The 15657-nt window shown below is 72.4% G+C and carries 14 protein-coding genes; 9 read left to right on the top strand and 5 right to left on the bottom strand.

Translation table 11 applies throughout. The annotated features are described in order from the left end of the window. The first annotated feature begins 170 nt into the window (after nucleotides 1-170). From ACWEJX_RS26890 to ACWEJX_RS26905, 4 genes are all read left to right on the top strand, one after another. Entirely contained in the window at nucleotides 171-1220 is a 1050-nt protein-coding gene (locus tag ACWEJX_RS26890) for a sugar-binding transcriptional regulator (RefSeq protein WP_451609984.1), read from the top strand. Between the two features lie 168 nt (nucleotides 1221-1388). Next, the gene (locus tag ACWEJX_RS26895; protein ID WP_451609985.1) at nucleotides 1389-1823 is read left to right on the top strand and encodes a ribonuclease domain-containing protein; all 435 of its coding nucleotides are present in this window, start codon (nucleotides 1389-1391) and stop codon (nucleotides 1821-1823) included. Beyond that, nucleotides 1820-2224: a barstar family protein gene (locus tag ACWEJX_RS26900; protein WP_451609986.1), complete on the top strand. Its 405-nt coding sequence runs from the start codon at nucleotides 1820-1822 to the stop codon at nucleotides 2222-2224. The genes ACWEJX_RS26895 and ACWEJX_RS26900 overlap by 4 nt, the downstream gene beginning before the upstream one ends. Nucleotides 2225-2289: 65 nt before the next feature. Next, nucleotides 2290-3732 carry a GuaB1 family IMP dehydrogenase-related protein gene (locus ACWEJX_RS26905; RefSeq protein ID WP_451609987.1) on the top strand — a complete coding sequence of 481 codons (1443 nt, stop codon included), beginning with the start codon at nucleotides 2290-2292 and terminating at the stop codon, nucleotides 3730-3732. 71 nt (nucleotides 3733-3803) lie between these two features. Here ACWEJX_RS26905 and ACWEJX_RS26910 read toward each other — a convergent pair whose 3' ends face one another. Then, nucleotides 3804-4847, bottom strand: a complete 1044-nt coding sequence (locus tag ACWEJX_RS26910; RefSeq protein ID WP_451609988.1) for a GDSL-type esterase/lipase family protein — start codon at nucleotides 4845-4847, stop codon at nucleotides 3804-3806. A gap of 334 nt (nucleotides 4848-5181) precedes the next feature. Here ACWEJX_RS26910 and ACWEJX_RS26915 point away from each other — a divergent pair, with 334 nt between their 5' ends. Both ACWEJX_RS26915 and ACWEJX_RS26920 read left to right on the top strand, forming a co-directional pair. Continuing rightward, nucleotides 5182-6690: an amino acid permease gene (locus tag ACWEJX_RS26915; protein WP_451609989.1), complete on the top strand. Its 1509-nt coding sequence runs from the start codon at nucleotides 5182-5184 to the stop codon at nucleotides 6688-6690. Nucleotides 6691-6700: 10 nt separating this feature from the next. Then, nucleotides 6701-7156 (top strand): Lrp/AsnC family transcriptional regulator, encoded by a 456-nt coding sequence (locus ACWEJX_RS26920; RefSeq protein WP_030691274.1) that lies wholly within the window; start codon nucleotides 6701-6703, stop codon nucleotides 7154-7156. A 63-nt stretch (nucleotides 7157-7219) separates the two neighbouring features. On the opposite strand, the gene ACWEJX_RS26925 is transcribed toward ACWEJX_RS26920, so the two are convergent. Further along, the gene (locus ACWEJX_RS26925) at nucleotides 7220-7768 is read right to left on the bottom strand and encodes a Repetin (protein WP_451609996.1); all 549 of its coding nucleotides are present in this window, start codon (nucleotides 7766-7768) and stop codon (nucleotides 7220-7222) included. A gap of 325 nt (nucleotides 7769-8093) precedes the next feature. On the opposite strand from ACWEJX_RS26925, the gene ACWEJX_RS26930 reads away from it, so the two are divergent. Together ACWEJX_RS26930 and ACWEJX_RS26935 are read left to right on the top strand one after the other, a co-directional pair. Further along, nucleotides 8094-8900, top strand: a complete 807-nt coding sequence (locus ACWEJX_RS26930) for a carbon-nitrogen hydrolase family protein (protein ID WP_451609990.1) — start codon at nucleotides 8094-8096, stop codon at nucleotides 8898-8900. 58 nt (nucleotides 8901-8958) lie between these two features. After that, on the top strand, nucleotides 8959-10656 hold the full coding sequence (locus ACWEJX_RS26935) for a flavin monoamine oxidase family protein (protein ID WP_451609991.1): 1698 nt from the start codon (nucleotides 8959-8961) through the stop codon (nucleotides 10654-10656). 21 nt (nucleotides 10657-10677) lie between these two features. On the opposite strand, the gene ACWEJX_RS26940 is transcribed toward ACWEJX_RS26935, so the two are convergent. The 3 genes from ACWEJX_RS26940 to ACWEJX_RS26950 form a co-directional block, all read right to left on the bottom strand. Beyond that, nucleotides 10678-11379: a DUF5995 family protein gene (locus ACWEJX_RS26940; protein ID WP_451609992.1), complete on the bottom strand. Its 702-nt coding sequence runs from the start codon at nucleotides 11377-11379 to the stop codon at nucleotides 10678-10680. Nucleotides 11380-11452: 73 nt separating this feature from the next. Next, a complete protein-coding gene (locus ACWEJX_RS26945) occupies nucleotides 11453-12895 on the bottom strand; it encodes a uracil-xanthine permease family protein (protein WP_451609993.1) in 1443 nt (480 codons plus the stop codon). Between the two features lie 101 nt (nucleotides 12896-12996). Beyond that, nucleotides 12997-14205 carry an MFS transporter gene (locus ACWEJX_RS26950; RefSeq protein WP_451609994.1) on the bottom strand — a complete coding sequence of 403 codons (1209 nt, stop codon included), beginning with the start codon at nucleotides 14203-14205 and terminating at the stop codon, nucleotides 12997-12999. Nucleotides 14206-14335: 130 nt separating this feature from the next. On the opposite strand from ACWEJX_RS26950, the gene ACWEJX_RS26955 reads away from it, so the two are divergent. Beyond that, nucleotides 14336-15460, top strand: a complete 1125-nt coding sequence (locus ACWEJX_RS26955; protein WP_451609995.1) for an ROK family transcriptional regulator — start codon at nucleotides 14336-14338, stop codon at nucleotides 15458-15460. Nucleotides 15461-15657 lie beyond the last annotated feature (197 nt).

The following is a 15657-nucleotide window of genomic DNA, read 5'->3' on the forward strand; positions in this document are numbered from 1 at the left end:
GTGAACGCGGCCCGTCGGGCCGCCGACACGGCCGTTCAAGGCCCGCCGGATCTGACAGGATGAACAGTGGGTCCAGAGTGTGAACAGCACCAGGAACAGCAGTAGCACTGGCACCACCAGTGTCAACACCAGTGGCAGCACCAGCAGCAAATGAAGCGCGGCAGCGGCACGTGAACAGCAGTGAGGAGATCGCGGTGGCGGGTATGTCGGCGGGACGGTCAGCCCTGCGGATGGGACCCGCGGAGCTCGTGCAGGCGGCGGCCATGGCCCGTCGCTTCTACCTCGAGGGCAAGTCCAAGATCCAGATCGCCGAGGAGTTCGGCGTGAGCCGCTTCAAGGTGGCCCGGGTCCTGGAGACCGCCCTGGAGCGCGACCTCGTGCGCATCGAGATCCGCGTACCGGCCGAGCTGGACGCCGAGCGCTCCGACGCGCTCCGTGCCCGCTACGGCCTGCGTCATGCCGTCGTCGTCGAGTCCCCGGCGGACGGCGAGGAGGAGTCGCCCGACCCGGAGAACCTCGGCGAGGTCGCGGCCGACCTGCTCGGCGAGCTGGTCACCGAGGGCGACGTGCTCGGCCTCGCCTGGGGCCGCTCCACGATCCACATGGCCGCCGCCCTCGACCGGCTGCCGCCCTGCACCGTCGTGCAGCTCACCGGCGTGTACGACGCGGGCACGGCCGAGCGCGGCTCGGTCGAGGCGGTCCGGCGGGCCGCCCAGGTCTCCGGCGGCGAGGCGCACCCCATCTACGCGCCGATGCTGCTGCCCGACGCGGCGACCGCCAACGCGCTGCGCAGCCAGACCGGCATCGCCCGGGCCTTCGAGTACTTCGACAAGGTGACGGTCGCCTGCGTGTCCATCGGCTCCTGGGAGCCGGGCGTCTCCACCGTCCACGACATGCTGTCGGAGGAGGAGCGCGCCCACTACGCCTCGCTCGGCGTCGCCGCCGAGATGTCGGCGCACCTCTTCGACGCGGAGGGCCGCCGGGTCGGCCGCGACCTCGGCGAGCGGTGCATCACCGTCGAGGCGGACCGGCTGCGCCGGATCCCCGAGGTCGTCGCCATCGCGGGCGGCCACCGCAAGGCGGCGGCGATCGGCGCGGTGCTCCGCTCCGGCCTCGTCACCAGCCTGGTGACCGACCGCTCGGCCGCCGACTACCTGCTGACCGAGTTCAGCCCCGCCCCCCGCCCGGCCCTCGACCGCGCGGACCCGGACGGCATCTGATCCGAAGGCGGCCGGGCCCCGGGACGGCTGCCGCCCCGGGGCCCGGCCCCGTTGCGGGTCGGCCAAGCCCCCTGCGGGTCGGCCAAGCCGACGTGCGGGTCGGTCCGGCCCACCTCCCCGCGGCGCGTCCCCGGAGCGGGGCCGGCGTCGCGGTGGCAGCATCGGGGCATGTTTTCTCGATGCGCCCGGCTCGGGCTCGCCCTGCTCGCCGGGGTCTCGCTGTTCCTGACCGGGTGCTCCGGCGGCGCGGCGGGCAGCGATTCGGCGACCCCGTCCCGTACCACGGCGGCGGTTTCGACGGCTGCCCCGTCGGCCCGCTCCGGCCTCCCCACCGTCCGGGAGTCGCGGCTGCCGGCCGAGGCGCGGAAGACGCTGGTCCTCATCCGGGCCGGCGGGCCCTTCCCGTACGCCAAGGACGGCGCGGTCTTCTCGAACTTCGAGCGCGTCCTGCCGAAGGAAAAGCGCGGCTACTACCACGAGTACACGGTCAGGACCCCCGGCGAGCGCGACCGCGGGGCCCGGCGGCTCGTCACCGGCGGCGACGGCGAGGTCTACTACACGGACGACCACTACGCGAGCTTCCGGGAGGTGGTCGCGGGATGACCGGGATCGGGGCGAGACTCGAGGAGCTCGGGGACCTCACCGTCCTCGACCTCCACGGGGTCACCGACAAGACGACCTTCATGAACCGCTGCGTCCGCGCGCTCCCGCTGCCCATCTGGTTCGGCCGCAACTGGGACGCGCTCGCGGACTGCCTCGCGGATATGCGCCGACCCATGGCGATCGTGGTGACGGGCTGGCAGGCTTATGCCGAGGCCGAACCGGAGGAGTGGGCCGTCGCCCAGGAGGTGTTCTCGGCGGCTGCCCGGGCCAGCTCGGCCGGCCTCGCGGTCCTGCTCTGGCTCGGCGGCGAAGTCGCCGAATTGGAGGATCCGACAGACGCCCCGTCGTCAGGCTCGGATGATCCGCCCCCTCCGCCCGCACCACCCCCCGTGCAACACTGAACTACGTGCTTTTTCCCCTGGCTGAAATGCCTAGGGGCCGATCCGAACGACTGGGATGTCAGCACGTGCGTTTCCTCAATGACGTCAAGCCGCCGTACGACCTCACGTACGACGATGTGTTCATGGTGCCGAGCCGCTCGGCCGTCGGTTCCCGCCAGGCCGTGGATCTCTCCTCGCCCGACGGGACGGGTACGACGATTCCGCTGGTCGTCGCGAACATGACCGCCATCGCCGGCCGTCGCATGGCCGAGACCGTCGCCCGTCGTGGCGGCCTGGTCGTCATTCCGCAGGACATCCCGATCGACGTCGTCACCGACGTCATCGCCTGGGTGAAGTCCCGCCACCTGGTCCTGGACACCCCGATCGTCCTGGAGCCCCACCAGACCGTCGCCGACGCGCTCTCGCTGCTGCCCAAGCGCGCGCACGACGCCGGTGTCGTCGTCGACGAGGACCGGCGCCCGGTCGGCGTCGTCACCGACGCCGACCTGTCCGGCGTGGACCGCTTCACCCAGCTGTCCGAGGTCATGTCCAAGGACCTGCTGCTGCTCGACGCCGACATCGAGCCGCGCGAGGCGTTCAACACCCTCGACGCCGCCAACCGCCGCTACGCCCCAGCCGTCGACGCCGACGGCAAGCTGGTCGGCATCCTCACCCGCAAGGGCGCGCTGCGCGCGACCCTCTACAACCCGGCCGTGGACGGCGAGGGCAGGCTCCGCATCGCCGCCGCCGTCGGCATCAACGGCGACGTCGCGGGCAAGGCCAAGCTGCTGCTCGACGCGGGCGTGGACACGCTCGTCATCGACACCGCGCACGGCCACCAGGAGTCGATGATCAGCGCGATCAGGACCGTCCGGGCGCTCGACCCGCACGTCCCGATCGTGGCCGGCAACATCGTCGCCGCCGAGGGCGTCAAGGACCTCATCGAGGCCGGCGCGGACATCATCAAGGTCGGTGTGGGCCCCGGCGCCATGTGCACCACCCGCATGATGACCGGCGTGGGCCGCCCGCAGTTCTCGGCGGTCCTGGAGTGCGCCGCCGAGGCGAAGAAGTACGGCAAGCACGTGTGGGCCGACGGCGGTGTCCGGCACCCGCGCGACGTCGCCATGGCGCTGGCCGCCGGCGCGTCCAACGTGATGATCGGCTCCTGGTTCGCCGGCACCTACGAGTCCCCGGGCGACCTCCAGCACGACGCCAAGGGCCGTGCCTACAAGGAGTCCTTCGGCATGGCCTCGGCCCGCGCCGTCAAGAACCGGACCTCCGACGAGTCCTCGTACGACCGCGCCCGCAAGGCGCTGTTCGAGGAGGGCATCTCCACCTCCCGGATGTTCCTCGACCCGCAGCGCCCGGGCGTCGAGGACCTGATCGACTCGATCATCGCCGGTGTCCGCTCCTCCTGCACCTACGCCGGTGCGGCCTCGCTCGCCGAGTTCGAGGAGAAGGCCGTCGTCGGCATCCAGTCCGCCGCCGGTTACGCGGAGGGCAAGCCGCTGCACGCCAGCTGGAGCTAGTCGCCGAAACCGTATCGGCGGCATCGGCCGAAACCGTCCGCAGGGCCCCCGGGAATCCGTTCCCGGGGGCCCTACGGCGTTCCCGCCCGGCCGGTCCGGGCCGCTCGCCCCGTCCAGCCCGCCGCCCGCAGCGCCCCCGCCACCGCCGCCGCGATCCGCGCGTGGCCCCGGTCGTTCGGGTGCAGGCCGTCGGCGAGCTCCCCGGGGCCGAGCAGCGGGCGTCCGGGCAGCAGGGCGAGGCGGGTGTCGCCGGCCGCCACCAGGTCCCGTACGGCCTCCTCCATGGCCGTACGGAGCTCCGCGAGGGTGGCGCCGAGGGCGTTGCCGGTGTGTTCGGCCGCCGGGCGCAGCACGGGGGAGAGGAGCAGCAGCGGGGTGTCCGGGTGGCCGCGGCGGACCAGGGCGACGAAGGCCCGGGTGGTCTCGTACAGCAACGGGGCCGAACTGGGCACGGAGCCCCAGCAGTTGGTGCCGAAGGCGAGGGTGATCAGGGCGCCGGGGAGGCGGGCGAGCTGCTCGGCGAGCGGGAGTTCGCCGCGCGCCCCGCCCGCGTAGCCGAGGTTCACCGGGTCGAGGCCGAGCATCCGGCCGGCCACCGCGGGCCAGGCGTGCGCGGGCCGGGTCGCCCACCAGCCCTCGGTGATCGAGTCGCCGTGCACCAGCCAGCGCGGGCGGTACGGCGCGGGGGCGAGGGCGCCGCCGCGCGCGGCCCGCACTCCGAGGACGAGCGGCCGCTGCTGCTCCGGGAGGCGCACCGTGAACTCTCCGCCGTCGGGCGGGAGTTCGATGCGCACGGTGGCCTGCTCGGCGGGCTCCGCGAACACCTCCGCGAGGCAGCGCGCGCCCCGCCAGAGCGCGAAGCCGTGGCGCAGCGCGCGCAGGGGATCGCCCGGCCCGGGCACGGCCGCCCGGTAGCGCACCTCCACCGCCGTGGTGCCGGGCGCCGCCATGAACTCCAGGCGCACCCCGATGGGCAGTGCCGCCCGCTCGGCGACGTCCCAGGGCAGCCGCGCCAGGTCGGCCGGATCGGCCCGTACCGGCCGGCCGGCGCCGTCCCGCCAGGCGGCGCCGCGCAGGAAGGGTTCGGGCTCCAGCCAGGGTGCCGACGGACTCACGGGAACCTCCTTCGGGCGGGTGCAGAGTGGGCGATCCGGCCCGAGGAGTCAAGGCATGCGCGCCCCGTGCCCCATTGCCCCCGATGTGTCGATTCATGCGGCAGCGTGCAATGTTTCCCCGTCTGCGCCCGAAGCGCGCAATGATCATTCACCACTGCGCAACAACCCTGCATTACGAGTGCGAAGCTCCAGCGCTTAGGCTCATGCCCCGTACCAGGAGTGGCGGCGACCGCCTGCTCGGCGGTTCCCCCTTCCCCCGTGGGCTGTTTTCGGCATGCCCGCGTCACCGCCGCGGTCCCCGCACGTCTACAGGCAGCGATAAGGAGCCCCCGCAGTGCTTGACCACGGCGCAGCCCCACCCGTCGAGGACACGTCCGTCCCGGCCGCCCGCAGGACCCCCGGGCTCTCCGCCCTCATCCGTCGCAAGCCGGTGGAAAGCCTGGTCGCGGAGGGTGGGCAGGGCGAGGGCGGCTCGCTCCGCCGCTCGCTCGGCATGTGGCAGCTGACCATGATCAGCATCGGTGCGACGCTCGGCACCGGCATCTTCGTCGTGCTCGGCGACGCGGTCCCCAAGGCCGGCCCCGCCGTCACGCTGTCCTTCGTGATCGCCGGTCTCACGGCGCTCTTCTCGGCCCTCTCGTACGCGGAGCTGGCCGGCTCGATCCCGGTCGCGGGCTCCTCGTACTCGTACACGTACGCAACGATGGGCGAACTCGTCGCCTGGGTCTGCGGCTGGTGTCTGGTCCTCGAGTACGGCGTCTCCGTCGCCGCCGTGGCCGTCGGCTGGGGCCAGTACCTGAACGAGCTCCTCGACGGCACCATCGGCGTCACCATCCCCGACGTGCTGTCGTCGGCCCCCGGCGAGGGCGGCATCATCAACCTGCCGGGCCTGATCGTCGTGCTGCTCGCCATGGTGTTCCTGCTCGGCGGCGCCCGTGAGTCCGCCGTCGTCAACACGATCATGGTCGTCGTGAAGATCGTCTCGCTCGCGCTCTTCTGCGCCATCGGTTTCATGGGCTTCAAGTCCGGCAACTACAAGGACTTCATGCCGCTCGGCATGTCGGGCGTCGGCGCCGCCAGCGCCAGCCTGTTCTTCTCCTACATCGGCTTCGACGCCGCCTCCACGGCCGGCGAGGAGGCCAAGGACCCCAAGCGCGACCTGCCGCGGGCGATCATGCTCTCGCTGCTCATCGTGACCGTCCTCTACGTGCTCGTCGCCGCCGTCGCGGTCGGCGCCTGGCACTGGAAGGACTTCGCGGGCTCCGAGGCCACCCTGGCGGCGATCATGAACGACGTCACCGGCCAGACCTTCTGGGGCACCATGCTCGCCGCCGGCGCCGTCATCTCCATCGCGAGCGTCGTCCTCACCGTGCTCTACGGCCAGACCCGCGTCCTCTTCGCGATGTCCCGCGACGGCCTGGTGCCGAAGGTCTTCGGCAAGGTCAGCGCCAAGACCGGCACCCCGCGTGTCAACACGGTGATCGTCTCCCTCTTCTGCGCCGTCCTCGCCTCGGTCATCCCGCTCGGCAAGCTCGTCGACGCCACCAGCATCGGCACCCTCTTCGCCTTCGGCCTGGTCAACATCGCGGTGGTCGTGCTCCGCTACACCCGCCCCGACATGCCGCGCACCTTCAAGGTGGCGTTCGGCCCGGTCTTCCCGGTGCTCGGCTTCGCCTTCTGCGCGTACAACATGTTCAGCCTCGACACCGTGACCTGGGTGGTCTTCGGTTGCTGGATGGCCGCGGGACTCGTGTTCTACTTCCTGTACGGCATGCGCCGCTCCCGACTGGCCACGGCCACGGCCGACGCCCCGGTCCTGGCAGAGGCCCCTGCAGAGAAGTGATCCACCCGTAGTGCGACTCAACGACCTCGACGAACGCATCGTCCACGCCCTCGCGGAAGACGCCCGCCGCAGCTACGCCGACATCGGCTCGCTGGTCGGTCTCTCCGCGCCCGCCGTGAAACGGCGCGTGGACCGGCTCCGGGCCGAGGGCGCCATCACCGGCTTCACCGTACGGGTGGACCCGGCGGCGCTCGGCTGGGAGACGGAGGGGTTCGTGGAGATCTACTGCCGCCACAACACCTCGCCGGAGGACATCCGGCGCGGCCTGGAGCGGTATCCGGAGGTGGTGTCCGCGTCGACCGTGACCGGTGACGCGGACGCCGTCGTCCAGGTCTTCGCCTCCGACATGCGCCATTTCGAGCGCGTCCTGGAGCGGATCGCGGGCGAGCCCTTCGTGGAGCGCACCAAGTCCGTGCTCGTGCTGTCGCCGCTGCTGCGGCGGTTCTCCTCGGGCTCGCCCGCGTAGGGCCTTCGGATCGCCGGAAGGGCGGACCGCCCACCCCCGTGGGGCGGTCCGCCCTTCCGGCGTCTACTCGGTCGGGTAGTCGAGGATCCAGGGCAGCACGTGGAAGTCGCCGGTGCCTTCCTTGACCTTCTCGAACGGCGGCGCGGTCTGGCACTTCGGCACGTCGCCCTTCTCCGGGTCCTGGGTCAACCAGCTGTATCCCAGCCGGTCGTGCTTCCCCAGGTCGTTCACCGAGATCCCGACCCGCGCGCCCTCGAACTTCTTCACGTCGGTCTCGACGATCCGGCCCGTCACGACGGCCACCTTGCCGCCGGTGGCCAGGCAGTCCACCTTCGCCACGGCGTAGCCGCCCCAGTCGCCCTTGTAGTGGCTGAACCGGAAGGTGCCGGTCGCGTTCTCCGGATGCATGTTGTCCTTCGCCGACAGATGCGCGTCGAAGCTGAACGTGATGTCGTCCCCGGCCGGCCGGTACAGCTTCGCCGTGCCGGTCAGCGCGGCCGCCTCGCGCGGCCCCTTGCCCGACCAGTCGGCGTCGGCGGTGGCGGAACCGGCCGCGCCCGCGGTGACCAGCAGGGCGGCGGCGACTGCGGCGATCCTCGTGCGGCGGTTCATGCGGAGGTCCATCGGTGGCGGTCCTTTCGGCAGGTCGTCCGGTCCCTCGACCGGACGACCACCACTCTTCCGGCCCCGCCCCGCCCGTACATCGCGCCGGGGAACGGTCCCCGCCTCCGCCGCGCGGCGGGGGAGCCCTCCGTCCTGCGGACGATCATGCTCGGGAGGGGCGCGCAACGAATCACCGCCGCGACGGGAGATCGCGCAACGGTTCGACGGTCGGTCCGCAACGGTCTCGCCTTGTCCCGGCCGCGCCCGAAACCGTACCGTTTTTGACAGCTTCCCCTTGAATTCCTCCCTCAACTTCGACCTTCGAGGACGGCCCATGCCCGCGCTGCGCACCGCCCTGCTCCAGAGCTCCGGCGAGCTCGGTGACGTGGCCGCCAACCTCAAGGTCCTCGACGAGGCCGCGGGCCGCGCGGCCGCCGCCGGCGCCGACGTGCTGCTCGCCCCCGAGCTGTTCCTCACCGGCTACGCCATCGGCGACGCCATGGCCCGGCTGGCCGAGCCGGCCGACGGCCCCTCCGCCCAGGCGGTCGCCGCCATCGCCGCCCGCCACGGCCTCGCCGTCGGCTACGGCTACCCGGAGCGCGACACCGAGCGGCACGGCGTGATCTACAACTCCGCCCAGCTCTTCGGCCCCGACGGCGCCCGGCTGGTCCACTACCGCAAGACCCATCTCTTCGGCGACTTCGAGGCGAAGTGGTTCACGCCCGGCGACGAGTCCGTCGTCCAGGCGGAGCTCGGCGGCCTCACCGTCGGCCTGATGATCTGCTACGACGTCGAGTTCCCCGAGAACGTACGGGCGCACGCGCTGGCCGGCACCGACCTCCTCCTGGTGCCCACCGCGCTGATGCACCCGGCCGAGATCATCCCGCTCTCCGTCGTCCCGGTCCGCGCCTTCGAGAACCAGCTCTACATCGCGTACGCCAACCGGACCGGCCCCGAGGGCGACTTCGAGTTCGTCGGCCTGTCCGTCCTGGCCGGCCCCGACGGCACCGCCCGGGCCCGCGCCGGGCGCGGCGAGGACCTCGTCCTCGGCGACGCCGACACCGACTTCCTCGCGGCCTCCCGCGCGGAGAACCCCTATCTCCGCGACCGCCGCCCGGGCCTGTACGGCTCCCTCGTCTAGAGCCGTCCCCCGCCCGCCCCCCTGCGATCACCCTTTTTGTGCAAGGAGTCCGTACCCCATGACGTCCACGGTGCCCACTGCCGTCCAGCACACCGACGGCCAGCCGCCGATCACCATGTTCGGTCCGGACTTCCCGTACGCCTACGACGACTTCCTGGCCCACCCGGCCGGCCTGGGCCAGATCCCGGCCACCGAGCACGGCACCGAGGTCGCGATCATCGGTGGCGGCCTGTCCGGCATCATCGCGGCCTACGAGCTGATGAAGATGGGCATGAAGCCCGTCGTCTACGAGGCCGACCAGATCGGCGGCCGGCTGCGCACGGTCGGCTTCGAGGGCCCGGAGACCGAGGGGCTGACCGCCGAGATGGGCGCGATGCGCTTCCCGCCCTCCTCCACGGCGCTCCAGCACTACATCGACCTGGTCGGCCTGACCACCCGGCCGTTCCCGAACCCGCTGGCCGAGGCCACCCCGTCGACCGTCGTCGACCTCAAGGGCGAGTCGCACTACGCCGAGACCATCGCCGACCTGCCGCAGGTCTACCGCGACGTCGCCGAGGCCTGGAACAAGTGCCTCGACGAGGGCGCCGACTTCTCCGACATGAACCGCGCCATGCGCGAGCGCGACGTCCCGCGCATCCGCGAGATCTGGGCGAAGCTCGTCGAGAAGCTCGACAACCAGACCTTCTACGGCTTCCTCTGCGACTCCGAGGCCTTCAAGTCCTTCCGGCACCGTGAGATCTTCGGCCAGGTCGGCTTCGGCACCGGCGGCTGGGACACCGACTTCCCGAACTCCATCCTGGAGATCCTGCGGGTCGTCTACACGGAGGCCGACGACCACCACCGCGGCATCGTCGGCGGCTCGCAGCAGCTGCCGCTGCGCCTGTGGGAGCGCGAGCCGGAGAAGATCGTCCACTGGATGCAGGGCACCTCGCTGGCCTCGCTGCACGAGAACGGGCAGCCGAAGCCGGCCGTCACCCGCCTGACCCGCGCCGCCGGCAACCGGATCACGGTCACCGACGCGTCCGGCGACATCCGCACGTACCCGGCGGCGATCTTCACCGCCCAGTCCTGGATGCTGCTCTCCAAGATCGCCTGTGACGACTCGCTCTTCCCGATCGACCACTGGACCGCGATCGAGCGCACCCACTACATGGAGTCCTCGAAGCTCTTCGTGCCCGTGGACCGGCCGTTCTGGCTGGACAAGGACGAGGAGACCGGCCGGGACGTCATGTCGATGACGCTGACCGACCGGATGACCCGCGGGACGTACCTCCTGGACGACGGCCCGGACAAGCCGGCCGTCATCTGCCTCTCGTACACGTGGTGCGACGACAGCCTGAAGTGGCTGCCGCTCTCCGCGACCGAGCGGATGGAGGTCATGCTGAAGTCGCTCGGCGAGATCTACCCGAAGGTCGACATCCGGAAGCACATCATCGGCAACCCGGTGACGGTCTCCTGGGAGAACGAGCCCTACTTCATGGGCGCCTTCAAGGCCAACCTGCCGGGCCACTACCGCTACCAGCGCCGCCTGTTCACGCACTTCATGCAGGACCGGCTGCCGGAGGACAAGCGGGGCATCTTCCTCGCCGGCGACGACATCTCGTGGACGGCCGGCTGGGCCGAGGGCGCGGTGCAGACGGCGCTCAACGCGGTGTGGGGCGTCATGCACCACTTCGGCGGCGCGACCGACGCCACCAACCCCGGCCCGGGCGACGTGTACGACGAGATCGCCCCGGTCGAGCTGCCGGAGGACTGATCCCGCAGGTCCAGGGCAGGTCTAGGGCCTGGCGAGGGGCGTGAGCAGCATCCGCCCCACCAGGCCGACCGACCGGTCGAGGCGTTCGGTGAACTCCTCGGCCAGGTCGGGCAGCCGCCGCAGCTGCCACAGCGAGCGGGCGGCGAGCCAGGCCCCGTCGCGGGCCCGGTCCAGGCTCCAGCAGCCGAGCAGATGCGTCAGCGGGTCCGCGACCTCCAGGAGGTCCGGGCCCGGCATCAGTTCGTCCCGGATGCGCTCCTCCAGGAGGACGAGGACGTCGCCCACCCGGTCGAACTCGTCCTCCAGCTCCTTCGGCGCGCAGTCCAGGGTCCGGCAGGTGTCGACCACCGCGAGCGCCAGGTCGTGCCCGATGTGCGCGTTGATCCCGGCGAGGGCGAACTGGAGCGGCCGTACGCCGGGATGGCGGCGGTAGTGGAACAGCGGCCGCCAGCAGGCCGGGGCCGGGCGGCCGGTGGCGACGGTGTCGACCACCGCGAGATAGCGCTGGGCGAACCGCACGTCGAGCGTGGCGGCGGCCCGCCGGTCGGCGAAGGTGCCGGCCTCGATGGCCCGGCCGATCTCCTCGGTGACGGTCAGATAGACCCGGTTGAACACGGCGACCCCGTCGGCCGGATGCCAGGCCGCGCGGAGCGTCCGCATCCGGTCCACCACGGGGTCGACGGCCGTGAAGGGTCCGAGCTGGAGGTGCTGCGTCTGCGCCATGGGTGCAGGGTGGCAGCCGGAGAGCCGGACGGAGCGGTTCCGCCGCCCGGCTTCCCCAGAACGGGCGAATGGGTCAGGACTTCGCCGCGGACTCGTCGCCGGAGGTGCTCCCGGCGTCCCCGGCGGTGTCGCCCGTGGTCTCGTCGCCCGTCTCGTACGAGCTGGTGCCGGAGTCGAGCAGCGGCTCCTGCTCCTTCATGTGCGCCGGTGCGAAGGCGCGCAGCACGTGGTAGCCGGTGATGACCACGATCGTGCCGAGCGCGATGCCGCCGAGCTCGAAGGTGTCGGTGAAGGTGAGCTTGACGCCGCCGACGCCGATGATGATGCCGGCCGCGGCCGGGACCAGGTTCAGCGGGTTGCGCAGGTCGACCCTGGCGTTGATCCAGATCTGGGCGCCGAGCAGGCCGATCATGCCGTAGAGGATCACGGTGATGCCGCCGAGCACACCGCCGGGAATGGCGGCGACGACCGCGCCGAACTTCGGGCAGAGGCCGAAGAGCAGCGCGAAGCCGGCCGCGGCCCAGTACGCGGCGGTGGAGTAGACCCGGGTGGCGGCCATGACGCCGATGTTCTCGGAGTACGTGGTGTTGGGCGGGCCGCCCACGCCGGTGGAGAGCATGGACGCGACGCCGTCGGCCGCGATCGCGGTGCCGAGCCTGTCGTCGAGCGAGCTGCCGGTCATCTCGCCGACCGCCTTGACGTGACCGGCGTTCTCGGCGATCAGCGCGATGACGACGGGCAGCGCCACCAGGATCGCGGACCACTCGAAGCTCGGGCCGTGCAGCGACGGCAGACCGATCCAGTCGGCCTTGGCGACGCCGGAGAGGTCGAGCCGCCAGTGGTCGGTGACCTGACCGCTCGGCGACACCGAGTGGATCTTTCCGAAGGCCAGGTCGAAGACCCAGGAGATCGTGTAGCCGAAGATCAGGCCGAGGAAGATCGCGATCCGCGACCAGAAGCCGCGCAGACAGACCACGGCGAGGCCGGTGAAGAGCATCACGAGGAGCGCCGTCCACTGGTCCTGCGGCCAGTAGACGGAGGCGGTGACCGGCGCCAGGTTGAAGCCGATCAGCATGACCACGGCGCCGGTGACGACCGGCGGCATGGCCGCGTGGATGATGCGCGCGCCGAACCTCTTCACCGCGAGCCCCGCGAGGAAGAGCACCGCGCCGACCACGAACACCGCGCCGGTCACCGTGGCGCTGGTGCCGCCGGACGCCCGGATCGCGGCGGCGACGCCCACGAAGGAGAGCGAGCAGCCGAGGTACGAGGGGACCGTGCCGCGCGTCGCGAGCAGGAAGATCACGGTGGCGACACCGGACATCATGATCGCGAGGTTCGGATCGAGACCCATGAGCACCGGGGCCACGAACGAGGCCCCGAACATGGCCACCACGTGCTGGGCGCCGAGCCCGACCGTACGCGGCCAGGACAGGCGCTCGTCGGGCCGGACGACGGCCCCGGGAGCGGGTGTCCTCCCGTCGCCGTGCAGGGTCCAGCGCACGCCGAGGCTCATGTGCTCGCTCCAGTTCTCAGGGGGTGAATGCGGATTCGCAGGGGTGTGATTGCGGAGGTCGATCCACGGGTGAAGACCAGCCACATGGTAAGGGCCGCAGGTCAGCGCACCTCTTCCGCCGTACGGGCCGCGGCCGCGCCCGCTCCGGCGCGCGCCCCGGACCTGAGCACCCCCGCCCCGAGCACCAGGCCGAAGGTGAGCAGCGTGACCAGACCGAACGAGCCCACCAGCGAGGTCGCGTCCGCGATGCCGCCGATCGCGGACGGGGCGACCAGACCCGAGGTGTACGTGATGGTGGCGACGCCCGCGATCGCCTGGCTCGGGTTGGGGCCGCTGCGGGCCGCGGCGGCGAAGGCGAGCGGGACGACGACCGCGACCCCGAGGCCGATCAGCCCGAAACCGGCCATCGCCACGGCCGCGTGCGGCGTGAGGACCACGAGCAGCCCGCCGAGGGTGGCGGCCGCGCCCCCGACCCGTACGGTACGGACCGCGCCGAAGCGGTCCACCACGCGGTCGCCGACCAGCCGTGCCACGGCCATGGTGAGCGCGAAGGCGGTGGTCGAGGCGGCGGCGAGGCCGGCCGAGGTGCTCAGCTCCTGCTTGAGGTAGACGGCCGACCAGTCGAGGCTCGCGCCCTCCGCGAAGACTCCGCAGAACCCGATCGCGCCGATGACCAGGGCGGACTTCGGGGGCAGCGCGAAGCGCGGCGGGGCCTCCTCCTCGGGCGCGCTGCGCAGGTCGAGCACGCCCCGGCAGGCGACCAGGCCGAGGGCGGTGAGGACCAGGGCGGCGATCAGGTGGTGGACGCGGGCGTCGCCGCCGAGGTGAGCGGCGAGGGTGCCGGCGGCCGAGCCGAGCAGGGCGCCCGCGCTCCACATGCCGTGCAGGCCGGACATGATCGAGCGGCCGAGCCGGTTCTCGGTCTCGACCCCGAGCGCGTTCATGGCGACGTCGGACATGCCCGCGGTGGCGCCGTAGACGAAGAGCGCCGCGCACAGCCCGTACACGTTCGGCGCGAGCGAGGGCAGCGTCAGGGCCAGCGTCCACAGGGCGAGCAACCCGCGCAGCGCCGTGCGTGCGCCGAAGCGGTGGCTGATCGCGCCGGCCAGCGGCATCGCGAGCGAGGCGCCGATGGCCGGGAAGGCGAGGGCGAGCCCCAGCTGGCCCGCGCTGACGCCCGCGTGCTCCTGGATCCACGGGATCCGGGTCGCGAAGCTGCCGGTCACCGCGCCGTGGACGCAGAAGACGGCGGCGACGGCGAACCGGGCCCGTCGCAGCCGCTCGGTGGTGAAGACGGTCTCCGCCGCCATGGGCCCTCCCCTTGAGAGTGGTCGCCTGAGAGTGGTCGCTCTCGGTCGCCCGTAAACTATCAGGAACCCTGCCTGATAAATAGTGGGGAGACCGGCCCGTGCCCCGCCGGGCATCTGAGAGGATCACCGCATGGCCGCATCCCCGAGCACCGCCCGGGCCATCAACGACCGGCTCGCCCTGCGCCTCCTCCAGGACGAGGGCCCGTTGACGGCCACCCAGCTCAAGACGCTCACCGGACTCTCCCGTCCCACCGTCGCCGACCTCGTCGAGCGGCTCAGCGGCTCCGGACTCGTCCATGTCGTCGGCGAGGCCGGCGCCGAGCGCCGCGGCCCGAACGCCAAGCTGTACGGGATCGTCGCGGACCGCGCCCATCTCGCCGCGCTCGACGTGCGCACCCGGTCCGTGGCGGTCACCGTCACCGACCTCCTCGGCGTCACGCTGGCCGAGGCGGCCGCGCCCGTCGGCGACGACGTCGGCACCGGCCCCGCCGTGGAGAAGGCCGTCGCGCTCCTGGAGCGGACCGCACGGGAGGCCGGCGCCGAGCGGCTCCACACCGTGGCCGTCGGCGCGCCCGGCCTCATCGACCCGGCCACCGGCGAACTGCGCGACTCCAGCGGGCTGCCCGCCTGGCACCGCCGGCTCGTCGGCGCCCTCCAGGAGCGGCTCCCGGCGCACGTCCTGGTCGAGAACGAGACCAACCTCGCCGCCGTCGCCGAACTGCGCGAGGGCGCGGCCAGCGACCGGGACGACTTCGTCCTGCTCTGGCTCGGCCAGGGCGTCGGCGCGGCGGTCGTCCTCGACGGGCGGCTGCGCCGCGGGGCCTCCGGCGGCGCCGGCGAGATCGGCTTCCTGCCGGTGCCCGGCACCTCCGGGCTGCCCTCGGCCTTCGGCTGTGACGGCGGCTTCCACGAGCTGGCCTGCGTCGCCGCCGTCGAGGCCCTGGCCGTCGCCCACGGCCTCGACCCGGCGACCGCGCTCGGCTCCGGCCACGGCCCCTTCCTGGACGCCCTCGCCCACCGCCTGGCCGTCGGCGCGGCTGCCGTGGCCGCCGTCCTGGACCCGGGCTGTGTGGTCCTGGCCGGCGAGACCGGCCACCAGGGCGGCCCGGAACTCGCCGCCCGCGTCGAGACCGCGCTCGCCACGCTCTCGCCCCTGCGCACCGAGGTCCGCGCCACCGCCCTGGGCGACGCGGCGGTCCTGCGCGGCGCCCTCCTGCGGGCCCGCGACGCGGCCCAGGACGCCCTCTTCCCGTAGACCGCGCCCAACCGTGGACCGCGCAGACCGTAGACCGCGCGCAGACCGTAGACCGCGCGCAACCGTAGACCGCGCGAACGCGCCCGCGCCGCGCCCCGGACAAGGGGGTGAGGCTGCTGGTCACCACCGCCTGCTGTAACTGTCCGAACAAGGAGGCCGACGTGGCCGGTTACGTACAGCACAAGGAAGACATCATC

It is taken from the genome of Streptomyces sp. NPDC004788, assembly GCF_053601115.1.